Origin of the sequence: Bacillus sp. NTK071 (genome assembly GCF_017303315.1) — a bacterium.
In the GTDB taxonomy this organism is placed as follows: Bacteria; Bacillota; Bacilli; order Bacillales; family Guptibacillaceae; genus Guptibacillus.
The window spans coordinates 106,961-129,510 of sequence record NZ_JAFKOI010000006.1 but is presented as its reverse complement, the minus strand read 5'-3'; the positions used below and the strand labels follow the sequence as shown (position 1 = coordinate 129,510).

Annotated in this window: 21 protein-coding genes and 1 pseudogene; 9 read left to right on the top strand and 13 right to left on the bottom strand. The window is 40.1% G+C overall.

The window, feature by feature from the left end; genetic code table 11:
* Nucleotides 1-14: 14 nt before the first annotated feature.
* A complete protein-coding gene (locus JI666_RS11925) occupies nucleotides 15-869 on the top strand; it encodes a cation diffusion facilitator family transporter (RefSeq protein WP_206892034.1) in 855 nt (284 codons plus the stop codon).
* A 27-nt stretch (nucleotides 870-896) separates the two neighbouring features.
* On the opposite strand, the gene ytkD is transcribed toward JI666_RS11925, so the two are convergent.
* The 5 genes and pseudogenes from ytkD to JI666_RS11900 form a co-directional block, all read right to left on the bottom strand.
* Nucleotides 897-1,370 (bottom strand): RNA deprotection pyrophosphohydrolase, encoded by a 474-nt coding sequence (gene ytkD, locus JI666_RS11920; protein ID WP_206892032.1) that lies wholly within the window; start codon nucleotides 1,368-1,370, stop codon nucleotides 897-899.
* 112 nt (nucleotides 1,371-1,482) lie between these two features.
* Nucleotides 1,483-2,010, bottom strand: coding sequence for a hypothetical protein (locus JI666_RS11915; protein ID WP_206892031.1), 528 nt, complete (start codon nucleotides 2,008-2,010; stop codon nucleotides 1,483-1,485).
* A 234-nt stretch (nucleotides 2,011-2,244) separates the two neighbouring features.
* Nucleotides 2,245-2,316 (bottom strand): annotated as a pseudogene (locus tag JI666_RS21995) (YjcZ family sporulation protein); the annotation flags it as partial.
* Nucleotides 2,317-2,478: 162 nt separating this feature from the next.
* Nucleotides 2,479-2,817 (bottom strand): hypothetical protein, encoded by a 339-nt coding sequence (locus tag JI666_RS11905; protein ID WP_206892028.1) that lies wholly within the window; start codon nucleotides 2,815-2,817, stop codon nucleotides 2,479-2,481.
* A 22-nt stretch (nucleotides 2,818-2,839) separates the two neighbouring features.
* Nucleotides 2,840-3,064 carry a hypothetical protein gene (locus tag JI666_RS11900; RefSeq protein WP_206892027.1) on the bottom strand — a complete coding sequence of 75 codons (225 nt, stop codon included), beginning with the start codon at nucleotides 3,062-3,064 and terminating at the stop codon, nucleotides 2,840-2,842.
* Nucleotides 3,065-3,206: 142 nt separating this feature from the next.
* On the opposite strand from JI666_RS11900, the gene JI666_RS11895 reads away from it, so the two are divergent.
* The 3 genes from JI666_RS11895 to JI666_RS11885 all read left to right on the top strand — a co-directional run bounded on the left by JI666_RS11895 (nucleotide 3,207) and on the right by JI666_RS11885 (nucleotide 7,027).
* Nucleotides 3,207-5,384 (top strand): UvrD-helicase domain-containing protein, encoded by a 2,178-nt coding sequence (locus tag JI666_RS11895; protein ID WP_206892026.1) that lies wholly within the window; start codon nucleotides 3,207-3,209, stop codon nucleotides 5,382-5,384.
* Nucleotides 5,385-5,529: 145 nt separating this feature from the next.
* On the top strand, nucleotides 5,530-5,718 hold the full coding sequence (locus tag JI666_RS11890) for a hypothetical protein (protein WP_206892025.1): 189 nt from the start codon (nucleotides 5,530-5,532) through the stop codon (nucleotides 5,716-5,718).
* 1,012 nt (nucleotides 5,719-6,730) lie between these two features.
* Nucleotides 6,731-7,027, top strand: coding sequence for a DUF3817 domain-containing protein (locus JI666_RS11885; RefSeq protein ID WP_206892024.1), 297 nt, complete (start codon nucleotides 6,731-6,733; stop codon nucleotides 7,025-7,027).
* 58 nt (nucleotides 7,028-7,085) lie between these two features.
* On the opposite strand, the gene menC is transcribed toward JI666_RS11885, so the two are convergent.
* The 6 genes from menC to JI666_RS11855 all read right to left on the bottom strand — a co-directional run bounded on the left by menC (nucleotide 7,086) and on the right by JI666_RS11855 (nucleotide 14,532).
* On the bottom strand, nucleotides 7,086-8,186 hold the full coding sequence (gene menC, locus JI666_RS11880) for an o-succinylbenzoate synthase (protein WP_206892197.1): 1,101 nt from the start codon (nucleotides 8,184-8,186) through the stop codon (nucleotides 7,086-7,088).
* Nucleotides 8,186-9,658: an o-succinylbenzoate--CoA ligase gene (locus tag JI666_RS11875; protein ID WP_206892022.1), complete on the bottom strand. Its 1,473-nt coding sequence runs from the start codon at nucleotides 9,656-9,658 to the stop codon at nucleotides 8,186-8,188. Before JI666_RS11875 ends, menC begins: the two co-directional genes overlap by 1 nt.
* Before the next feature lie 71 nt (nucleotides 9,659-9,729).
* Nucleotides 9,730-10,545 (bottom strand): 1,4-dihydroxy-2-naphthoyl-CoA synthase, encoded by an 816-nt coding sequence (menB, locus tag JI666_RS11870; protein WP_206892020.1) that lies wholly within the window; start codon nucleotides 10,543-10,545, stop codon nucleotides 9,730-9,732.
* A gap of 30 nt (nucleotides 10,546-10,575) precedes the next feature.
* Entirely contained in the window at nucleotides 10,576-11,400 is an 825-nt protein-coding gene (menH, locus tag JI666_RS11865) for a 2-succinyl-6-hydroxy-2,4-cyclohexadiene-1-carboxylate synthase (RefSeq protein ID WP_206892018.1), read from the bottom strand.
* A 2-nt stretch (nucleotides 11,401-11,402) separates the two neighbouring features.
* Nucleotides 11,403-13,136: a 2-succinyl-5-enolpyruvyl-6-hydroxy-3-cyclohexene-1-carboxylic-acid synthase gene (gene menD, locus JI666_RS11860; RefSeq protein WP_206892011.1), complete on the bottom strand. Its 1,734-nt coding sequence runs from the start codon at nucleotides 13,134-13,136 to the stop codon at nucleotides 11,403-11,405.
* Complete coding sequence (locus JI666_RS11855; protein WP_206892009.1) at nucleotides 13,129-14,532, bottom strand: isochorismate synthase; 1,404 nt, start codon at nucleotides 14,530-14,532, stop codon at nucleotides 13,129-13,131. Before JI666_RS11855 ends, menD begins: the two co-directional genes overlap by 8 nt.
* A gap of 269 nt (nucleotides 14,533-14,801) precedes the next feature.
* On the opposite strand from JI666_RS11855, the gene JI666_RS11850 reads away from it, so the two are divergent.
* The 5 genes from JI666_RS11850 to JI666_RS11830 all read left to right on the top strand — a co-directional run bounded on the left by JI666_RS11850 (nucleotide 14,802) and on the right by JI666_RS11830 (nucleotide 18,436).
* Nucleotides 14,802-15,089, top strand: a complete 288-nt coding sequence (locus tag JI666_RS11850; protein WP_206892211.1) for a hypothetical protein — start codon at nucleotides 14,802-14,804, stop codon at nucleotides 15,087-15,089.
* Nucleotides 15,090-15,394: 305 nt separating this feature from the next.
* The gene (locus tag JI666_RS11845; RefSeq protein ID WP_206892196.1) at nucleotides 15,395-16,327 is read left to right on the top strand and encodes a 1,4-dihydroxy-2-naphthoate polyprenyltransferase; all 933 of its coding nucleotides are present in this window, start codon (nucleotides 15,395-15,397) and stop codon (nucleotides 16,325-16,327) included.
* Nucleotides 16,328-16,433: 106 nt separating this feature from the next.
* Complete coding sequence (locus tag JI666_RS11840) at nucleotides 16,434-16,814, top strand: hotdog fold thioesterase (protein WP_206892007.1); 381 nt, start codon at nucleotides 16,434-16,436, stop codon at nucleotides 16,812-16,814.
* A gap of 267 nt (nucleotides 16,815-17,081) precedes the next feature.
* Nucleotides 17,082-17,783 carry a thermonuclease family protein gene (locus JI666_RS11835; protein WP_206892005.1) on the top strand — a complete coding sequence of 234 codons (702 nt, stop codon included), beginning with the start codon at nucleotides 17,082-17,084 and terminating at the stop codon, nucleotides 17,781-17,783.
* 98 nt (nucleotides 17,784-17,881) lie between these two features.
* Nucleotides 17,882-18,436: a DUF3231 family protein gene (locus JI666_RS11830; protein ID WP_206892003.1), complete on the top strand. Its 555-nt coding sequence runs from the start codon at nucleotides 17,882-17,884 to the stop codon at nucleotides 18,434-18,436.
* Between the two features lie 32 nt (nucleotides 18,437-18,468).
* Here the strand turns inward: JI666_RS11830 and JI666_RS11825 are convergent, their stop codons facing one another.
* Both JI666_RS11825 and JI666_RS11820 read right to left on the bottom strand, forming a co-directional pair.
* Nucleotides 18,469-20,493, bottom strand: a complete 2,025-nt coding sequence (locus JI666_RS11825; protein ID WP_206892000.1) for an ABC transporter ATP-binding protein — start codon at nucleotides 20,491-20,493, stop codon at nucleotides 18,469-18,471.
* Nucleotides 20,494-22,245 (bottom strand): ABC transporter ATP-binding protein, encoded by a 1,752-nt coding sequence (locus tag JI666_RS11820; protein WP_206892195.1) that lies wholly within the window; start codon nucleotides 22,243-22,245, stop codon nucleotides 20,494-20,496.
* Nucleotides 22,246-22,550 lie beyond the last annotated feature (305 nt).

Genomic DNA, 22,550 nt, shown 5'->3' with positions numbered 1-22,550 from the left:
ATCAGGTGACGAAAATGAACGCACTGCGGGGAGTCTGGATTAGCATCACAGCCTATTTGCTTCTTTCAATCGCTAAGCTTTTTACTGGCTATGTATTTGGTTCAGAGGCTTTGCTTGCAGATGGATGGAACAATGCTTCAGACATTGTGGCATCTGTTGCTATATTGATTGGAATGAAAATTTCACTTAAACCTCGTGATCGAAATCACCCTTATGGACATTCTCGAGCTGAAACAGTTTCTTCCCTTTTCGCTTCGTTCGTCATGATGGCCATTGGATTGCAGGTACTCTTTCACACAGCTTCCGTCCTCATTGAGGGCCCAAAATCCTCTCCCCCACTTAGCTCAGCATGGATAGCCTTGCTAGGCGTTTTGGTAATGGGTTCCGTTTACCTCTATAATAAAAAACTTGCTGCCAAAACAAAAAGCCACGGCCTCATGGCCGCTGCGAAAGATAACTTATCTGACGCTCTAGTCAGTCTTGGCGCTTTCGTTGGTATCATTGGAGCTAGTTTTCATATGTACTGGCTCGACCCACTTACGGGTTTTATTGTCGGTCTGATCATATGCAAAACTGCTTTTGGGATTTTCAAAGAATCTTCACTTATGCTAACAGATGGATTTGATACGGATAAACTCAATGAAATTCAAACAACGATTAAAGAGATCGATGGTGTAGAAGCATTGGTCGATATCAAAGCACGTATGGCTGGAAGTAGCGTCATTGTCGATGCTGTAGTGGAAGTAGCTCCAGACTTAAACATTAAGGAAGGCCATACTATTACAGATGAAATTGAGGCGCGCCTAGAGAAGGACTTCGATATTAGAACCGCTCACATTCATATTGAACCTGGTCAACGAAGCCAATAGAAAAAGTCCAGGACGAGACTGGACTTTTTACTTAGACTGATTAAGATGTTGAAGACTGTAGGGAAGCACTTGATCCTTCATCATAAAGCTGAATCGTTCATTTAGATGAAGATCTTTCGGAAGATGTTTCAACAAAACAGGACCTCTTGTTTCCAGATAGTCTTCCTTGTCGACAAGGTGTTCAATATCAGCATAATAGACATTCTTAATAATAGTGCCACCTTTACCTTCAACTCGATACTGGCCAATATATCGAAGGTTACTCACAACGCCGCCCGTTTCTTCATATACTTCACGAACAGCTGCGTCTTCAGCCGTTTCTCCTTCTTCCACCTTACCACCTGGAAATTCAATTCCACGTCTCGAGTGTTCAGTTAACAACCACTGCTCGTCTAGACGGCAAATCACCCATACATGTTTCGGAGCAGAAGAATAAGGATGATCTTGCAAAGAATATGTGACTTGATTATGATAATAATCTGTAAACGTAAATTCGCTCATTTGATAACCTCGTCTTTTAGTTTCTTACTTTATTGTAAAAGAGTCGTCTGTTGTTGTCCAATCTCCCTATGAAAAAACAAAACGCACAGACGTTTTGTCTTGTGCGTTCGCATTACTTAATTGTGAAATTTTTAATGATCCAGTGATTTTCTTCATAAAGAAAGTTAATTTCAATTGTATAAGAGCCATATAGATCTGAATCATTTGTTTGAACTAGTTGATACTCAAATGTATTTACTTGATTCAATTCGAAGGGTTTTTCGTTGTCCATCCATGGAAATAGCTCTGTTGGGATAAGATAGAGTGAACCTTCTCGTTCTTCATAGTAAGTATCTGTTATGTTTGTTGCAAGATCTTCAGAAGCAACTTCTTGTAAATGTTTTTTTATTTCTTCTTTTGTATTGAAATTTTCCACTTGAAAGTTTTCATTTGTATCTTGCATGATTCGATTGATTAGCTCATTTGAAAGCATCTCAACATCTGGTTTTTCTACTGCAATTGTTTTTGCTTCTGCTTTGTTTTCTATTGAAGATAACATCATTTTAGAATGATTTTCTGCTAGACTGGTTACTTCCGAACCACATCCTGATGTAATACTCAACATTCCTACCATCACTATAAGACTTATGTATTGTTTCACGTTTCTCATCCTTTTAATTAGTAAATAATTTCGCTCTACTTTCAACATTCCTCAAGGCATGAGGTGTCAAACTATCCAGGGATAGATTAAGACTTTTTTACTAGTAGTAAAAGATGTTCTTAACATACAAAAAATGAACCGGAATGGTCCGGTTCATCTCTCTCTTACTTAGCAATAAGGATTGTAGTTTGCTCCGCCGACATTTCCAGGTCCACAGTATCCACCCATTGCTCCGGCACCTACAATAATTAAAAGAATGAACAATACAACAATTAAAGCAAAGCCTTTTCCGTATCCTCCGCTCATCTTTATCCCCCTCAATAATTTTGTTTAACTACATTATTAGATTATGTATGTCGTTTATTTTAGGAAGGGCAGGAGCGGAGTTCTTAAAGAAATTCATGGTCCGAAGACATGTTTTGGTGATGAATTTACGCCATTTCAAAAAAAAATAGAGGCCTATAGCCTCTATCTCCTCGTGTTATGATTGAGCGAGGATAACACACCCATTTCTTCAATTTGTCGCCTTGTCTCTTCAGTCCCTAATTGATGCAGAATTCGATAAAGATCATAAATTGCTTCGTCAGTCCAATTGCGATGACTATCTACTTCATTTTCATTAAAGTGATTGATTGAAAAGAAGTCATTCTGCTGAACATATTTCTGAGATCTAAGCTTCTCAATAACCCTCTCAATTTCCATTTTTTCCTCTTGACTTGCTCGAATTTCAAATGAATTTAATTGATTTTCAATCTTCGTTTCATGAAGCTCACCTTTAGGTGTTACATAATAGGTTTCACGTACCATTATCTTTCACCTCCAAGTAGATTTAGACTGGACTTTCTTCAGTATGGCTATATCCTTTGTATTCGTGTTGTGCTGCATCAATCGTTTTTTCTACTGTATCTAAACGTGAACGAAACGCCCCTACGTCACGACCATTATTTTTAGCTTTCTCTACGCGTTCATCATAATTTGTCTCACCTGTTGCTTCTGACTCCACGTGAAATTGCTTTTTATCATGATCGACGACGACTTGAATAAATTTCTCCATTGTTAGTACCTCCTCATTTTCCTATCCTGCTTGTCTCTTTACCCGATTCAATTCAATATTAATCTTTTCTTAAGAAACGAATATACGTAAATTTATGATAAAATGAACGGATGAATCTATAAAGATAGTTCAGGTGATGATCATGAATTTTACAACAACGCCACATCGTGCAGTAACTGAATTAGACCTTTCAGCACCCTTAACACCTCCTAAAACGACGCAACCAGTTCAAGATGAAAAAGAGCAAGCTTTTTTTGAATCACTGGAGGAAAGAGGAATCCGTTTAAATCGACGACAAACGGAAGCCGTTCAGCATACGGAAGGTCCACTGCTTACAATAGCTGGAGCAGGAAGCGGCAAAACGTCTGTTCTTACAGCACGTACCGCATTTTTAATGACAGTCAAAGAAAAAGATCCGAGTAGCATCTTACTCATTACATTTACTAGAAAAGCTTCTGAAGAAATGCGTGAGCGAATTAGTAGATTACCAGGCGTACATGCTCAGGATGCAAGAAGATTAACAGCTGGTACATTTCACTCAATCTTCTTAAAACTGTTGAGAAGCCTTGGATATAACCAAAAAATACTTAATAGCGAACGTCATAAGCAAATAATCATGAAGAACATCCTTAAAAAGATGAAAAGTCCTGAAGCATCACTACCTGAAATTATGTTGTCTTCTATTTCTTCGTGCAAAGTGAAAATGATGGAACCAGAAGATGTGCCAGACAGCAAGGAAACAAAAGAACTAAAAGAAGCTTTCAGCGCCTATGAAGAATGGAAAACAGCGAATGGATACATGGATTTCGACGATATCCTTGTTTTCACATATCGTGAATTCACGCATAATCCTGATCTTCTCACCAAAATGCAAAATCGTTTTCAATACGTCCTTGTTGATGAGTTTCAAGATACGAATCCAATTCAATACGAGCTGATAAAACAAATTGCCGCACCACAAAACAATCTCTTTGTAGTAGGCGACGATGATCAAGTCATTTATTCTTTTAACGGAGCGAACAGTTCCATAATTCTTGAGTTTGATAAAGAATATCCAGAAGCATCAGTAGTCACTCTCAATACCAATTATCGATCTGCTCCACCAATTGTTGGACTTGGAAACCATGTCATCAAGCATAATACCTATCGAAGACTTAAAACAATGAATGCAACAGATAAAGATGGAAAGCAACCATTCTACTTACGCCCTGCTACGACAGAAGAAGAGGCAAGTCATGTTCTCACTCATATACGTGAACAGCAGCGTGATTGGAAAGATATCGCGATACTAACAAGAACCTATACAAATGCACGAGCCATCTTTGAACAGTTAATCGAACAAGATATACCTTTTAACGCTCAAGGAATGAAGCAGGTTTTCTACGAGCAATCAGTCATTAAGGGCATGATGGACCACCTAAGACTTGCTTATGAGCACCACAATCTAGACGCAACTGCTGCAGTGCTACCTTCCTTATTTATTAATCAGGAGTCGGGAATGAGGCATATTGAAATGGAGAATTTTGTAGAGCCGGCAGATTTCCCTCTTTCTCATTTAAAATCATGGAAAACACTTCGGGATTTTCAAAAGAAAGCAATTGACCGACGCATCGATTTAATAGAGGAAGCGAAGCGGCACCGCCCTGAGAGAGCGATTCAAGTGCTTCGGGATGATTATATGAAGCATTTAGACAGTGCCAATGATGAAGCACTCACTGTTCACAAAACAACGCTTAAAGAAATGATGGACGAACTTGAATTCTCAAGCTCTCGTTTTGAAACGATTCCTGAATTCCTTGCTTATGTTGACCGAATTATTCAACGTTTTCATGAACATAAGCAAAATAATCGTTCTTCTAACGCACTATCCCTTCTATCCATTCATCAGGCGAAAGGTCTTGAGTTTCCTATTGTTTATGTTATTGGAGCTTCAGAGACGATTCTTCCTCACGTTTCTGCGTTAAATGCGATGAAGGATAAGGAAACCTCTCATAAACAGCTCTACATGAAGAATCCGACAGCTGATCTCGAAGAAGAACGTAGACTTTGTTATGTAGCCATTACAAGAGCTAAAGAAGAACTGTATATTAGTTCGCCTGAAAAGCATCTTGGTAAACAAACACCTGTCTCACGATTTCTAACCGATGCTTTCAAGAAAATTGTGAAGCCACAAGGTAAAACGGTAAAAGCCTGGATCTGTACGAGCGAATTCTGCAAAGGCTGGATGAAGATAGACGAGGCTGGACATCCAAACGAAAAACAATGTCCACTCTGTAGTAAACCGATGATTATTTCACAAAAATCTGTAACAAAAGGCTAAAATCATGTTTCATGAAAGATAAACTATGTCATCCTGTTAAGCATTGTTGCGCTTTGATTACAAATCATTTAAGAGAAGTTTAACTTAGGTTTTTTGCTTATCAAACATGCTATAGTAGAAAAAAACGCGCAACAGGAGGGCTCCGATGAGCAGCATACGTTATGAAACCATTTTTCAGAAACAGCTTGGCAACGGTACGGAAATTGGCATCATGGATTACCTTGAAGGCAAGCTGATCAAACTGAACTTGAACGACAAGGAGCCAGATTATTTGAACCCTGAATTAAAAGAATTCTTCCAGCAAGAGCGCATGAAAGTTAATCCAAAACAATAGTAAATAAATGAAGGAGCCTTCCAATTGGAATGGCTCCTTTTATCATATGCTTCTTTTTTAAAAGCTTTTTACTTAAGGATTGATGTTTTGAAAGAGATCTTATATAAAAAGATTCACACTAAAAGGTTACCCGCCCCGCGGAAATCAACCACCACTCATATAGCACCAGTGACTACTGTTCTTTTTTGTATAATATTTCATTATTATGAAACGCTAATAACAATTCATAAGAAATAAGTAGGCTTTATTAACTATTATTTTAAAAATAGGTTTGATACAAAAATTGTTTAGGGTATATGAGTAGTAGCAATGAGCATTGCTATATTGAAGGAGGAAGTCATTATGCTAAAACAAGTTCTAGTTATTGTCGGTATCGTAGTTGTAGTTGCATTTGTTGTTAACGCGTTATTCTAGGACAACAAACAAAATGGTATGCATGAATTAATAAAATGACTTATTCAAGGAGGAAGTGTCATGGTACGTACGATCTTAATGATTATTGGTGCAATTGCCGTAATTGCTGCAATCCTTTCATTTATTTAATGGCTAAAAAGTTATTCATTTACTTTTAAATTGAAATTTTACTTATTTTTTATTCAAAAATCCGTCAAGCTGTTGCAGCTTGACGGATTTTATTATCTATTAATCATTTTTCTTCATGTTATTCTTGGCTTCATCAACTTTGGACTTAGGAATGTATATAAATATCGCCTTTTTTTTACTGTTCATACAAATCTCCTTCAAAGTTTAGTTTATCATCCATATTCATTCTACTTGATTTGACCTCGTATAATCAATTATCACTCAATATTCTTTTGAAAACAATGCATTAGTACTAAATGTTCTGTCAATCCCAGCAGCGCTGTTTATGGCTTCTTCTAAATAACTGTCAATAAATCGATAAATCTCCTCCTTCTATCAAAGCAGAGGTGCTGATATACTGGTTGTATACTGCTTGTATCTGTTATTGTGAAATCTATCACAACAGTTGTTAATAAAGGAGTGAATACGTATGTTTAATCAACCATTAAAACTATTTCGAGGTATTGGCTATGCCGAGGGAATTTCCTTTCTATTATTGCTTGGAATAGCGATGCCACTTAAATACTTCATGGATATGCCAATGGCTGTATCAATTGTTGGAGCGCTTCATGGAGGATTATTTGTTCTATACCTTGCTGTGATTCTCTATGTGACAATTGTAAAGCGGTGGTCCTTCTTGAAAGCAACTCTCGCTGTCGTCTCGTCAGTAATCCCATTTGGACCGTTTATTTTTGACTCACGCCTAGTAAAAAACTCAGAAGCATAACTAAAAAGGCAGAACCTATTATGGTTCTGCCTTTTTCAATGGTAATTTAACCACGTGTTCATACTGTTTCTTTTGTTAACGTCACCCTCTCAAGTTCTTGCCTATTTATCTCAAATCCTATCCCATAGCCATCAGGAACAGTAATAGACCCGTTTTCCACCGTCACTTCAGGTAGAATAATATCCCGCTCCCAATAACGTGAGGATGCTGAAACATCTCCAGGTATTGTGAAATTAGGTAAACTGGATAACGCTATATTGTGAGCGCGTCCGATTCCAGATTCGAGCATGCCACCACACCATACAGGTATGGATTGGTCGGCACATAAATCGTGAATTTTTTTACTCACACTCAATCCACCAACTCGACCTGGTTTAATATTAATGATTCTGCAACTGTTAAGATTTAGAGCCCTTCTCGCGTCATCATATGATGCGATACTTTCGTCAAGGCAAATGGGTGTTGCAAGTTCTTTTTGTAGGAGGGCATGATCTACAATATCGTCTGCTGCAAGTGGCTGTTCAATCATCAACAGGCTATACTGATCAAGTGCTTTCAGTCTCTCTATATCATTGAGAGTGTAAGCTGAGTTCGCATCTGCCATTAAATCAATTGAAGGATAGGTTTCTCGTATTGCTTTAATGAGAGACAGATCTTGCGAGGGTTTAATCTTCACTTTAATTCGCTCATATCCCTCTTCAATTCTTTTGCTTATTTCATTTAACATCGTTTCAGATTCAGATGCGCCAACAGCAACACCGGCTTTGATTCTACTAGCAGTACCTCCTAGCGCTTCTGCAAGGCTGATTCTCTCTCTTTTTGCATAAAGATCCCAGATTGCTCCTTCAATCGCGTACTTCGCCATAGGATTACGCCGGATCCCTTTAAGCAGGTATTCAACATCGGAGGGATGTGATAGAACTTGTTCTTTAAGAGCTGGAATCATAAAGTCCTTCAACATATGCCATGACGTTTTAAGCGTTTCTTCAGTGTACCATGGTGATGTGAATGCTACTCCCTCACCAAACCCTATATGACCTTCAAAATCTCTCACTTCTACAATGATAAGCTCTCTGTCACTAACTGTTTCAAGACTATTAGCAAAAGGCGTTTTCAAAGTCATTCTTATATGATGTAGTGTTACGGAATGTAATTTCATCATGTTGTTTCCTTTAGGCTATTTAATCGATTTCGCTGAAGTTTATTGGCACCATTTCTAGGAAGTTCATCGACAAAGGAAATCTGTTTAGGCAATTTATAGCTTGCGAGACGTTCAGTTAGAAATGCAAGTAGAGCATCGGGCGAAAGATCAAATTCATCTTTTACTACAAATGCAACAGGGACTTCTCCCCATTTATCATCTTGTATCCCAGTGACACCAGCATCTTTTACAGCATGGTGCTCAAGGAGAGCGGACTCAATTTCCGCCGGGTACACGTTCTCCCCGCCAGAAATAATAAGGTCTTTCCTTCGGTCTAATACAAACAGAAATCCATCTTCATCCATGTAACCAATGTCACCTGTATGTAGCCAACCATTACGAAGAGCCTCATTTGTTGCTTTATTTCGTTTCCAGTAGCCGCGTGTGACAGTTGGTCCCTTCACTAGTATTTCACCGTGCTCTCCTGGCGAAAGAACATTATCATTATTACATATGACCACCTCTGAAGGAAAAAGTGCTTTACCTGCGGATCCTTGTTTCAGAAGCATATATTCTGGCGAGAGCGTTACTAATTGTGAAGCCGTTTCCGTCATGCCAAACGTCTGAAAAACTGGAATCCCTCTCTTCTCACAGGTTGTAAGAAGAGGGTACGGCGCAGGACCTCCTCCTAGAAGTACACATCTTAAGCTAGATGGGTAGCTTGCCTCTCCAAGGTCATCAAGCATCCTCCTTAGCATAGCGCTTACTACCGATACAATGGTTATTCCTTCTTTTTGAATCGATTGATTAACGACATGCGGCTCGAAACGTGGCTTGATTACCATCGTAATGCCATAAATCACACTACGCAATAGAATAGATAGGCCACTCATATGAAACATTGGGACAGCGCATAGCCAGCGATCATGAACATCATGACCCAGATTAAGACTTGAACTGATAGCACTCCACCAGTGGTTTCCGTAAGTTAGCATAACTCCTTTTGGTTTTCCTGTTGTTCCTGACGTGTACATAATCGTGTGCAGTTGATCAAGCTCAATTGTAACTTCAAGCTTACATAACTCCTGACTACCAGGTTTTAACTCTTGATAGACAAGTAACGATACATTTGAATCATTTAGTGCGTCACTTACTTTCCTTTCAAGTTCATTATCAGCTATCACAAACGTTAACTCTGCATCTTCTAATTGAAACGAGAGCTCAGCAGCTGTTAAGCGATGATTCAATGGAACAATAACAGCTCCGATGTACATGAGGGCATGTAAACAAACAGCTGCTTCTAGGCTATTCTGCATGAAAAAACCTATATGCTGCCCCTTATCGATTCCTTCTGCTCTTAAACCATTAGCGACTTCTACAGACCTCATTTGTAATTCTTTATATGTCACCTGTGTACCATTCTCTATGATGGCCACTCTCTCAGGGGTCATTTGCGCTCGCTTATGTAACCAATTTGGCATCGTTTCCATCTTATACATCCTTTCTTTATTTGAAAAAACAGCTTGATGGGGTTCCATCAAGCTGTTCATATACGATCGATTTAAGGAAAACGAGGGAACTGTTTAAAGTCAGGCTTACGCTTTTCTTTAAACGAATCGCGCCCTTCTTTCGCTTCCTCAGTTGTGTAATAAAGAAGCGTAGCGTCTCCACCCATTTGTTGCAAACCAGCAAGACCATCTGTATCTGCGTTAAGTGATGCTTTAAGGAAACGAAGTGCTGTTGGTGACTTTTCAAGCATTTCTTGTGCCCACTGAACCGTTTCAGCTTCAAGCTGTTCAAGTGGAACAACTGTATTAACAAGCCCCATATCAAGCGCTTCTTGTGCATTGTACTGACGGCATAGGTACCAGATCTCACGAGCTTTCTTGTGTCCTACGATACGAGCAAGATATCCAGCACCATATCCAGCGTCAAAACTACCTACTTTCGGACCTGTTTGACCAAAGATGGCATTATCAGCAGCAATTGTAAGGTCACATACAACGTGTAGAACATGTCCTCCACCAATTGCATAACCAGAAACCATCGCAATAACCGGTTTAGGGATTACGCGAATAAGACGTTGAAGATCTAATACATTTAGACGAGGAATTTCATCATCGCCGACGTATCCGCCATGACCTCGAACACTTTGATCTCCGCCAGAACAGAAGGCTTTGTCTCCAGCTCCTGCAAGTACAATAACTCCAATATTGGAATCGTCTCTTGCAAATGAAAAAGCTGTAATTAGTTCATTAACCGTTCTTGGCGTAAATGCATTACGAACCTCTGGACGGTTGATGGTGATCTTAGCGATTCCATCATACGTTTCGTAAAGAATATCTTCAAATTCGCGTTCTGTCTTCCATTCAATCATGTGAAATACTCCTTCCATATGTAACGAGATTTACAGATATGAATCTGCATGCTTTTTTAGAAAAGCTACTACCATTTTATCAAAGATTTGCGGTTCTTCTACATGAATTGTATGACCTACGTCATTAATTTGCACAAAATCTGCTTGAGAAAGCGACTTTTCCATCTGTTTCGCAATTAAAACAAATTTTTGATCTAGCTCCCCTGCCATGAGTAGCACAGGAAATTTCAGATGTTCCAACTCACTCCAATAGGAAGGTTGTGCTCCTGTCCCCATTCCCAATAAACTATTTGCAAGTCCGATTTCTGAATTTCGTAATCGCTGTTTTCTAATCTCACTCTGAACAGATTCATGCAAATTTTTCTGAGAAGCAAACAGAGGGATTGTTTCCCAGAACTGAACAAATTCTGATATCCCTCTTTTCTTAATGCGGTTTGCAAGCGCATGATCTTTTCTTACTCTCTCATCCCTTTCTCTTAGAGTGAATAGACCAGGAGAACTACTTTCAAGAATGAGTGATTTAATCATTAAGGGATATTGAATAGCAAACCATAGGCCAAGCCTTCCTCCCATTGAATAACCAAGTAAATGAACTTTATCAACGTTTAGATGATCGAGCAAAATCCTTAAATAACGGCTCATTGTCTCCATCGTGTAACAAGAATAATCATCCGGCTTACTACTCTTACCATGTCCAATAAGATCAACTGCAATTACTTGAAATGACGAAGACCATTTATCAATAAATGGAGCCCAGTTCGAACTTGATCCTGTAAAACCATGGAGGAGAAGAACCGTTTCACCTTCCCCCTTCTTTTCAACATGAAAAGAAAGATCCTCTACCCCAATCATCATGTTCAGGTCACTCCTTTAGCTGTAACCTTCTTGACCTTTGCAAACACTTCCCTATGAAGCATAAGATTTGTATCACGATCAGTAGGCACCTCAATAATGCTTAACCCATCAACCTTACGACTGTTCATGAAAGCACTTCTAAATTCTTCCCAGTTTGTCACACGGTCAAAACTTGCTCCATAAAGAGATGCAGTGTGTTCATAGTCCAGGCCAAGAGGGGTACCGAATAACTGTTCAAAATGAGTCTCTTGCTCACGCTGTGGTAAGAAGGAGAAAATCCCACCCCCATCGTTGTTCACCACAATCACCGTCATATTTAATTGATATAATTTAGCAAGTAGTAGACCATTCATATCGTGGTAGAAAGAAAGATCACCAATAACCAGAACACTGAATGGATAAGCTGTACTTGCTCCAAGTGCTGTTGAAACAATACCATCAATTCCATTGGCTCCTCGGTTCCCCATCACTTTTGGTGAGTTATCCTGAGGATAAAAGAAGTTCTCAAGATCTCTTATCGGCATACTATTTCCAACAAATAAAAGTTCATTAGAACGTATCATTACACTTAATTCACTAAACACACGGCCTTCAAACAGCTCTTCAATATCTAGTGAAGTTAGTGCGTCCAGTGTCTTAGCATTCTTCTCCTGCCATTTTTCTATCCAATGGTAATCTATCTTATCTATTCCTTGAACAGCTTCTCGTAACGCATCCGCAAAGTCGACAGGTGAAATGGATAGCATATCTGTACTGAAGAGAGTAGGATCTCTCCAACCAGCTTCATCCACTACAATGCTCCTCGTGTTCTCTAATTGCTTTACAAACAGCGTATAGGCTTTCGAAACAGGCATCGCTCCGAAACGAAGAATAACTTCCGGATAAAGGTCAGCATCAAGCTCGCCTCTAAGAAAAGCGTCGTATCCATCTATTAAGAGATGTTCTTGCGTTCTACGACAGTTGGAAAGCGGATCGGCAAGGACAGGATAACCTAGCACTTCAGCTAGACTAAATACCGACGAGGCCAACTCCTCATTTTCCTGAGGCCCTACTACAATGATTCCTTTTTTATCGGAAAGCCTTTCTGCGTATTGCTTTATTGCGCCTTCTTTAAGAACACGAACTTGTTCTGGAACGCTTACCCATGGTTGGTTCTCTTCACGACCATCCGAAAAGAGACCAGGATAAGATAAATCAGGAATAAGCGGATCCCTGAAAGGAAAGTTAAGGTGAACAGGTCCAGCAGGAGCCACATATGAAACCGATGCTGCTCTGGAAGCAGCTGTTCTTATGTACCGAATTAAGTCTGAAGAGGAATCTGGGAGTGACATTTCCATAAACCATTTAGGATATTCCCCAAATAAATTAATTTGATTAATAGCCTGCGGTGCTCCATTATCTCGCAGTTCATGAGGGCGATCAGCCGTTAAAACAATAAGAGGAACTTTTGATTGAGCTGCTTCAATCACAGCAGGATAATAGTTTGCCCCTGCCGTTCCTGATGAACACAAAAGAGCAACAGGCTCTTTTTGCGCTTTGGCTATACCTAGCGCAAAAAAGCCTGCAGAACGTTCATCTACATGAACCCAAACTTTTAAAGAAGGATGCTCAGCCATTACCATTGCGATTGGGGTTGAGCGAGAACCAGGACTAATGACAGCTTGTCTCACACCTGAGCGAACCAATTCATCAACGAATGAACCAACGTAGCTTGAGAGTATTTCTTGATCAGTCATATTGATTCCCTCCAAGAGCTGTTAGCATCGGTTTAAATTTCATCTTCGTTTCTTCGTATTCACTTTCGGGATCTGAGTCTGCTACAATGCCACATCCCGCATAAAGAGTTGCTTGATCTCCATTCAGTAAGCCAGAACGAATCGCTACCGCAAATTCTCCATTACCCTGGTAATCAATCCAACCGACTGGACCTGCATACCAACCTCGATCAAGATTCTCAATTCGTTTAATTTCTTCCACTGCCTCTTCTTGTGGATATCCACCAAGAGCAGGTGTAGGGTGTAAGCGCTCAACCATCCGAAGCAAGCTTGTTCCCTCGCCTGCTCTTGCAACGACTGGTGTGAATAGATGCTGAATGTGAGGCGTTTTTAATAATTCTGGCTTAGAAGGAACTTGCACGAAATCACACTCTTCTTCCATTGCTCTCCGAATCATCTGGACGACCAGATCATGCTCAATACGATTCTTATGATCATTTAGAAGAATATGGCCAAGTTCTAAATCCTCTTCTGGCGTTTCACCTCTCTGGATGGATCCCGCAAGACATGTTGAATAAACATGATGGCCTTCTCTTTTCACTAGCCGTTCTGGTGATGCACCGAGAAAACACTTCTCTCCATATTCAAAAGCAAACAAGTAGCTATCACTTTGCTGTTTTTTTAAATTCATTAAAGTACGTGAAGATGAGAATGATGTTGAGGATTGCAACTTAATCTCTCTAGCAAGCACAACTTTCTCAAGTTTTCCTTTTCTTATATTAGCAGCAGCACTTCGCACCGTTTCTTTCCAATCCTGAGGTCGTATTTCTTCTATAGAAATAGCATCTACTTTCGGAGATATTTCTATAGTTGAGTGAGCTAGAATGCCCTGGTGTTTCTCCAAAAGTTCTTCCGCCATTGCTTCTGAATCATCATCTTCACGTACAATCGCGTTGATTGTAAGCCACCTTTGACTGCCGGCAGATGTAAGCATTAACTCTGGAAGCACCATTCCTCCTTCAGGAAAGTGATCCCAATCTCCACTTTCTGGAGCAGTAGGATCAAATGAAAATCCACCAAGCAGCACGGGACCAACGCCAGGTCGAGATGGAGCACCATCAACAACAGAGTGCTGAAGAAAGCTTTGCCACTCGTTCTCTATCATGCGAAACCTATCGCTGTATGCTTGAAATTGCTTAACAGATCCTAGACCAACAATTGTTGTATCATTTTCTGGATCTGACCAGAACGTTCGATCATTTTCATACTTATTCGGACCTGCTGCATAAAAGGAGAGGGGATCGACTTCAGCTACTGATAGCACCTGACTAACAAGCACGGACGTTCCCCGCTTTTCTGCCTTACGAATACCTTGATGAAGCAGGCTATATAGTTCTTGATGTTGTAATGTAGACATCGTCTTTTCCCCCCAACTTTCTTCCATGCAAAAGCAGACCGAGTCAGCCTCGGCCACAGTTACTTAAAGGATACACCTGCCGAGCTTAGACTGTCAACGAAGCTGATTCGTCTAAAAGTACTTTTCATCTATAGATTCCCCATCTCAAGAAAAAAAACCATTTCAATGCTCCGCAAATGCCTTTAGCAAAATAAATTGTCTGCATAGACTGATTAAAGTAGACGCTGCATAGCAGTTGTTTATGGACTCATTAAGAAGGAGGTTCTTATATGTCCAGACACTATTACCATGGCGTTTGCCGCCAGCATGTAGGACAATGTGTTGAAATTAAGTGTCATGATGGCCAACTGCATAGAGGTCATATCGAAGATGTTGACGATGAATTTGTCTACATTCGTCCATTAAATCGACAGTGTGATGGTCCACAACAACCAGATGGACCAGGTATGTTTTTCTTTGGAGCATTAGCAGGCGGTTTTCTCGGAGGCTTGCTTGGTGTAGGGCTGGGTAGCATCGCTTTCTTTAGACCATATCCCTACCCCTATCCTTATTACTAATCATTCAGCGCTCACCCTTTAAAAAGGCGAGCGCTTTTCTTTTTAGCCCCTTTTAGGGGCAGTAATATACCCATCTCAAACGGTAGTCAATTAAGAGGTTTAGATAAAAGAACTACCCTAGAGGTACGATTGGTTCAACTAACCATCAGAGGAGATGAAAGAAAATTTCCTCTGATGGAAGTTTTACCTTGTATTGACAAAATGATTGACACCCCCCATCCATTTTTTTAAACTATAATGGTTACAGAGGTAAATTATTAGAAGGTCATTATTTAAGGGAGAGACACAAATTTATGGAAGAGCGTATGAATAACAGCCACGATAAGCTGGGTAAAGTCACGCCTTCAAAACCAACATGGCAAGTGTGGTGGCGATTACTTAGACCTCACACATTAACTGCTTCATTCGTCCCGGTTTTCCTGGGCACAATGCTTGCCCTTCAGAATCATACATTACATTTTGGATTGTTTATGGCTATGATGATCGCATCTATTCTTATCCAATCCGCAACAAACATGTTTAATGAATACTATGATTTCAAAAGAGGCCTTGATCATGCAGAGAGTGTTGGGATCGGCGGAGCCATTGTTCGAGATGGCGTAAGCGCTCGAACAGTGCTTAACCTTGCATTCATTTTCTTTGCTATCGCTATTTTATTAGGTGTTTATATTTGCTTATTAACAACGTGGTGGATTGCAGTTATCGGCACAATCTGTATGGCTGCTGGATATTTCTATACAGGGGGACCATACCCTATTGCCTATACACCTTTTGGAGAAATCGCAGCCGGTTTATTTATGGGACTAATCCTTGTTTTATTATCATTCTATATCCAAACTGAGGCTATTACAGTGGATAGTGTACTATTATCAATTCCGATATCAATCCTCGTTGGAGGAATCCTAATGGCTAACAACATTCGGGATCTTGAAGGAGATAAAGAAAAAGGCCGTCAAACAGTCGCCATTCTTCTCGGTCATGATAAAGCTGTTACATCTTTAGAATTAATGTTCGTTGTTTCGTATCTATGGATCGTTGGACTAATCATTACCATTGATGCATCTCTATGGCTTTTGTTAGTGCTCCTTAGTATTCCAAAGGCGTACAAAGCCATTAAGTTATTTGAAGGTAAAACAAAAGCAGTAGAAATGGTAACCGCAATGAAAGCGACAGCTCAAATGCACACTCAATTTGGCTTGCTAATGGCTATAGGCTTATTAGTCGCCTACCTGGTTTAGCCAGACATGACGAAAAGGCAAAAGTTCAATAGGTGAACTTTTGCCTTTTTGTATGCGATTGGTCGTGTATACTGAAAAGAGAAGTATATAGAAATGGGGAGATTGGATGGAATTCGCAAACACAATGCTTGAAGCACTCGGGATTAAAGCAATTACACTAACACCAGAAAAAGTTGTTCTAGAAATGCCAGTAGGTCCAAGTACGCATCAGCCACTTGGTTTTCTCCATGGTGGTGCATCAGTAGCGCTTGCTGAATCAGCTGCAAGTATTGGCGGTACATTGAACCTTGACTCAGAAAATGAAGCGACGTTCGGGATGGAGATCAATGCAAACCACCTTCGTAGCAAAAAGGATGGTGTTGTACGTGCGATTGCACATCCGATTCACATCGGTAGAAGAACGATGGTATGGGAAATTAACATCGTTGACGAAAATGAAGAATTGATCTGTATTTCTCGCTGCACTCTCGCTGTGAAAAGGTACTAATCTTATTCGTCATATCACGAAGAAATCCCGTCAAATCTGACGGGATTTCTGTTCTATTTTTCTTTCACTTATCTCTCTATACTCTTCATGATAACTGTCAGAAATTGCATAATGGCAACCGTCGCAAATCAATCTTCTTCTTTCCCATGGGAAGAGCAATTCTTTCTCACAGTAAATACATCCGTGATTCATTAAAGATCACCCCCGTTTAGTTTATGCACAAAATAGAATCTTAAGACTATAATTACTTCGAAAGGGTATTGACACATGAGAGCACATTTACTGCCTTTATCTATACTTTTTATCGTTTTAACCGCCTGTTCGGCTACTTCTTCAGAAACAGTACAAGACAACACAATTCCCGCTACCGTAGAACGTGTTGTTGACGGAGATACCTTAAAAGTACAAGTTGAGAACCGTGAAGAAACAATTAGACTCCTTCTTGTCGATACACCGGAAACCAAACATCCTACAAAGCCAGTCCAACCCTTTGGTCCAGAAGCTTCACAATTTGCGAAAGACACATTAGAAGGCAAAGAAATTGGTATAGAGTTAGATGTCTCTGAACGAGACAAATACGGAAGACTGCTCGCATACGTTTGGGTTGGAGACACCATGTTTAACGAAATGCTTCTTGAAAAAGGGCTTGCGAGGGTCGCTTACATCTATCAACCAAATGTGAAATACGTAGACCAGTTTCAATCCATCCAACGTGAAGCTCAGGAAAAAGCAATCGGTATCTGGAGCATGGAAAACTACGTTCAAGAAGAAGGATTTAACGCATTTTCTAAAAAGAACTCAGAAAAACCAACAGCCAATGGATGTAAAATCAAAGGAAACATCAATTCAAAAGGAGAGAAGATCTATCATAATCCAGACGGTGCCTATTACGATATTACCGTAGCGGAAGAAATGTTCTGCAGCAAGTCAGAAGCAGAAGAAGCTGGATTTCGTCCTTCTTCAAGGTAAGTGAAGCTCCTACACTGAAATGAAGACCTTTATTTACAAACAACGCTACATAATTCCCCTCATTCTGAACCAGTATAGAATTGAGGAGGTTTGAAACGATGAAAAAAATATTCAAGTCGATGCTTGGGATCATTCAATCCTATACAGACGATACACCCAAAACGCCTTTGCACGTTGGAGAGGTGATGAGCTGTTGGACAGCCTTTGCAATATTTAAAGAAGCTCAAATTTTTTACAAAATGGCTCTGAATACAACTGAGGATAAGCCACTTAAAAACATCGCTCAGGACATTTTTGATGGCTCTGTTGAGGATTGGAATAAACTGCAGGATTTCTTAATTAAAGAGGGTGTACAGCTGCCCCCTACCTCACAGGCTAAGCCTGATTCAACACCATCAGAGATACCACTCGGAGTAAAATTAACAGATGACGAAATCGCTAATGGAATAGCGTTGAAGCTAGCAGCTGTTAACATGCTGTGTGCCAGCACCATTTCCCAATCCACTAGAACTGATGTCGGCATGATGTTTCTAAAGATTCAGACCAACGTTCTTATGTACTCAACAGAGCTTAAAACCTTAATGGAGAAAAGAAGCTGGCTGAAGACACCACCCTATTATTTGCCACCAGGCGCCCCAACACAAAAGCCGTAGCTTAAGCTACGGCTTTTGTGTTGGGATTGAGATTACACTGCCTGCTCAATCTTCTTCCCTTGTTGAAGCTGATACATTTGATAGTACCTACCTTTACGCTCCATTAAGTCATCGTGATTTCCACGCTCGACAATCTCTCCTTGATGAAGCACAAGAATTTGATCTGCTTCTCGAATCGTTGAAAGGCGATGAGCGATAATAAACGTTGTTCGCCCCTTCTTTAAAATATCGAGCGCATGCTGAATCATCATCTCTGTCTCCGTATCTACATTTGATGTAGCTTCATCCAGAATTAAAACAGCAGGATCAAACGCTAAGGCCCTTGCAAATGAAATCAGCTGGCGTTGACCAGAAGATAGCGTGCTCCCTTTCTCAATAACTGGCTCGTCGAAGCCTTTTGGAAGTGTGCGTAGAAGCTGCTCAGCTCCTACATCTTTTAGTGCTTTTTCAATTTTCTCGCGTGAAATGGATGAATCATCAAGACTCACATTCGATGCAATTGTACCTGTAAATAAGAAAGGATCCTGAAGGACTATTGCCATATGCTGTCTCAACTGCTGCTTTGGAATATCTTTAATATTTGTACCATCAATCGATATGGTTCCTTTTTGGTTATCATAAAAGCGGAATAATAAATTCATTATCGAACTTTTCCCAGAACCTGTGTGTCCCACAAGCGCAACAGTCTCACCTTTTTTGGCTTCAAAGGACAAATCTTTTAACACGTAGTCATCACCTTTGTAAGCAAAAGAAACTTGTTCGAAGGCAACGTTGCCTTCATATCGCTCAAGCTTACCGTCTGAAACATCTTCTCCTTTTTCATCAAGAAGTTCAAATACACGATCAGCAGCTACTAACGCTTGCTCAAGATTCGCCAGCTGATTTACCATATTTGTAACAGGCTGAAATAAGCGATTCATATAATCAACGAAGGCGTACAGGACACCAAGACTAATGACGGCCCCTGTCGTTAGCGAAGCTCCACCGAAATACCAGATCAAGGTAACGAATGAAATGTTTCGAAGAATATTAACAAGGTTATGCGACATTAAAGCGTTTAAGTTTAATAGCTTATTCTGATACGTAAAATGGCTATCATTCAACTCTTCAAACTCTTTTTCGGTTTCGTTCTGACGCTTAAATGCTCTAATAATAGACATACCCTGAATGGATTCATTAATCATTCCATTAATATCGCTAATCCTAGTGCGAATGACCTTATTAAACTTAGATGCATATCTCCTATAAACCGTTATCCAGATAAATAGGAGCGGTACAATCGTTAACGTAATAAGAGCTAGTTTCACATCTAGTAAAAATAGAGCAATGAAAATCCCGGTCATATAGACGATACTCGTGAAAAATGTCGCAAGTACCGTTACGTACAGTTCGCGGATAGCTTCAGTGTCGTTTGTAATTCTCGCTACTACTTTTCCAGCAGGCAAGTTATCAAAATAACTAATATGCAAACGCTGAATTTGCCCGTAAACATCGGTTCTCATTTTCTGAATGATGCGGTTGGCAGATGTTTGTAGAAGAAGACCCTGCCCATATTCAAAAAAGGAAGCAAACACAAGTAATCCAAAATAAAGTGCAATTAGCCAAATCATTGGTTCAATTTGTGGTTGATAGAATGCCAGAAGCTCTTCGTTACTTAGCTCCTCAGCTCCATAGGTTTGCTTTTCTTCATCTTTAACTATCGTTAGCTCATTACTTTTAATGGATCTTTCCCCATCAAAGGCAATCGACTGATCAATGAAATAATAGTCTCGACCAACTTGGAGGATGCGAACTTCACTTCCTCTTTCCTCTCCATTTTCGAAGTTGTCACTTCGTTTATACCATTCTCCATCATACTTGACTGCATCCTCTCCCTGATCTGATTCATACCAGGACTTTTCAATCCCAAGGATATGAACATCAATCATTCTCTTAGCTATGAAAGGACCTGAGAGCTCAGCCGTAACAGCTACTGTTAAGAGGAGAAGGGCAATAATGATACTTTTCTTGAAACCAAGTGCGTACTGAACCAATCGCTTCCCGACGTGTCGATTCAATTACAGCACCTCCTTAAGAGAATCTTCAAGCTGCTGTCGATCATATTGCTCTCTATACCAGCCTTTTTGTTTAAGCAGTTCTGCGTGTGTACCTTCTTCAATCACCTCACCATTATCAAGTACAACAATCCAATCAGCATGCTGCACTCCTGATAATCGGTGGGTTGCAATGAACGTCGTTTTTCCGGCACGCTCACTTCGAATATTTGAAATGATCTTAGCTTCTGTTTTTCCATCTACTGCAGACATCGCATCATCTAGAATCAAAATTTCAGGATCAATCATAAGTGCTCTTGCAATAGATACGCGTTGTTTTTGTCCACCAGAAAGAGCGACGCCTTTCTCACCAACAAGCGTTTGTAGTCCTTCCGGAAGAACGTGAATATCCTTTTGGAAATCGGCAAGTCTCAGAACTCGATCAACATCTTGATCTGTTCCCGAGCTTTTCCCAAAAAGAAGATTTTCACGAACAGATCTAGAGAAAAGCATTTGATCCTGTGGGACATAGCCAATCCAGCTCTGCAGGGTACTAAGCGGTAAATTTTGAATGGGAACGCCAGAGAAAAGAATCTCCCCGTCTCCTACTGGGTACTCCCTTAATAGCTGTTTAAGTAAGGTTGTTTTGCCACTTCCAGTTCTACCTACAATTCCAAGGGTTTGACCTTTCTTTAACGTGAAAGAAACTTCATGCAAATTCTTTACAGATGACGTGGGATACGTAAAGGTTACATGATTAAATTCGATCGTTCCTGGCACTTCAAGAAGTTGCGGCTTCGGATGTTCCTTCACATCCTCTTCATGTGATAACGTTTCTAGCACACGATCAAGTGATGCATTACCTCGCTGCATAACATTAATTAATTCACCAACCGCAATCATTGGCCAAATCAGCATTCCAAGGTACACGTTAAATGAAACTAATTCACCTAGTGTTAGTACTTTGTGAAATACGAGATATGCCCCATACCCTAAACCAATTAAGTAGCTAATGCCTACGAGAACCTTGATCGTTGGTTCAAATAGCACATCAACTTTCGCTACATCGATGTTCTTCTTGTATACATCCTCCGTTAGGTTCTGAAATTTCCTTTGATCCGCTCTTTCCTGAACATATGCGCGTGTTACCCTGACGCCCGCAATAGACTCTAGAACCTGATCATTCATATGCCCAAAGGAATCCTGAGCCGCTGTAAATCGCCTATGAATAATGCTACCGTATTTATTCATAGCAAGTGCCATGAGCGGTAGCGGAATGATAGCAGCAAGTGTCAGTTTCCAGCTAATTAACACGCCCATTGTCGTGAGGATTAGAAACATAAAGATTGTTGAGTCAACTAGAGTCAATATACCGAATCCAGCCGTCATTGACACTGCTTTAAGATCATTTGTAGCCCTCGCCATCAAATCACCGGTACGGTTCTTTTCATAAAAGGAAGGTGTCATCTTCAAAAGGTGTTTCATAAACTTGGATCGTAGCGTTCGTTCGACAAGGAAGGCTCCTCCGAAAAGCTTATACATCCATACATACGTAATAAAGTAGACGACGATTAGTAAACCTCCATAAATGAATAAATAATATCTTAAGCTTTCCCATGTTAGGCTACCTATATTGATTTCATCAATAGCCATTCCAATTAGTTTAGGGGGAATCACTTCAAGTATTCCGCCGATAATCAACAAACCGATTGCTAGACTATAGCGCTTCCAATGCTGTTTAAAGAACCAGCTTAACTTACGCAAAATTGAGAACAAGTAAATCACTCCAATCACCATTAAAGTTGGATACATTTGTTTGCTTACCTTTTGAACACTAACCTCACCTCTGAGTTTGCCAAAACAAAAAAAAGGCATAACCGTGTGCGGTTATGCCTAATTGCTTATGAAGACATAGAAAAGAGCACACGTTTAGACGCGTGCCCAATCCTTCTGAAACAAAGGACTACATGACAGGGAAAGTGCGTCTATCTCGATATGAAGTTAATTGAATAGAACGTTCTGCTACATATCTCATCAAACACACTCTCCTTTACCGTTATTTTCACTCTGTAAGCTTAGCA

Coding starts and splice junctions, on each gene's coding strand:
- JI666_RS11925 (WP_206892034.1), top strand. CDS start 15: ATGAACGCACTGCGGGGAGTCTGGATTAGCATCACAGCCTATTTGCTT.
- ytkD (WP_206892032.1), bottom strand. CDS start 1,370: ATGAGCGAATTTACGTTTACAGATTATTATCATAATCAAGTCACATAT.
- JI666_RS11905 (WP_206892028.1), bottom strand. CDS start 2,817: ATGGTACGTGAAACCTATTATGTAACACCTAAAGGTGAGCTTCATGAA.
- JI666_RS11900 (WP_206892027.1), bottom strand. CDS start 3,064: ATGGAGAAATTTATTCAAGTCGTCGTCGATCATGATAAAAAGCAATTT.
- JI666_RS11895 (WP_206892026.1), top strand. CDS start 3,207: ATGAATTTTACAACAACGCCACATCGTGCAGTAACTGAATTAGACCTT.
- JI666_RS11890 (WP_206892025.1), top strand. CDS start 5,530: ATGAGCAGCATACGTTATGAAACCATTTTTCAGAAACAGCTTGGCAAC.
- JI666_RS11885 (WP_206892024.1), top strand. CDS start 6,731: ATGTTTAATCAACCATTAAAACTATTTCGAGGTATTGGCTATGCCGAG.
- menC (WP_206892197.1), bottom strand. CDS start 8,186: ATGAAATTACATTCCGTAACACTACATCATATAAGAATGACTTTGAAA.
- JI666_RS11875 (WP_206892022.1), bottom strand. CDS start 9,658: ATGGAAACGATGCCAAATTGGTTACATAAGCGAGCGCAAATGACCCCT.
- menB (WP_206892020.1), bottom strand. CDS start 10,545: ATGATTGAATGGAAGACAGAACGCGAATTTGAAGATATTCTTTACGAA.
- menH (WP_206892018.1), bottom strand. CDS start 11,400: ATGATGATTGGGGTAGAGGATCTTTCTTTTCATGTTGAAAAGAAGGGG.
- menD (WP_206892011.1), bottom strand. CDS start 13,136: ATGACTGATCAAGAAATACTCTCAAGCTACGTTGGTTCATTCGTTGAT.
- JI666_RS11855 (WP_206892009.1), bottom strand. CDS start 14,532: ATGTCTACATTACAACATCAAGAACTATATAGCCTGCTTCATCAAGGT.
- JI666_RS11850 (WP_206892211.1), top strand. CDS start 14,802: ATGTCCAGACACTATTACCATGGCGTTTGCCGCCAGCATGTAGGACAA.
- JI666_RS11845 (WP_206892196.1), top strand. CDS start 15,395: ATGAATAACAGCCACGATAAGCTGGGTAAAGTCACGCCTTCAAAACCA.
- JI666_RS11840 (WP_206892007.1), top strand. CDS start 16,434: ATGGAATTCGCAAACACAATGCTTGAAGCACTCGGGATTAAAGCAATT.
- JI666_RS11835 (WP_206892005.1), top strand. CDS start 17,082: ATGAGAGCACATTTACTGCCTTTATCTATACTTTTTATCGTTTTAACC.
- JI666_RS11830 (WP_206892003.1), top strand. CDS start 17,882: ATGAAAAAAATATTCAAGTCGATGCTTGGGATCATTCAATCCTATACA.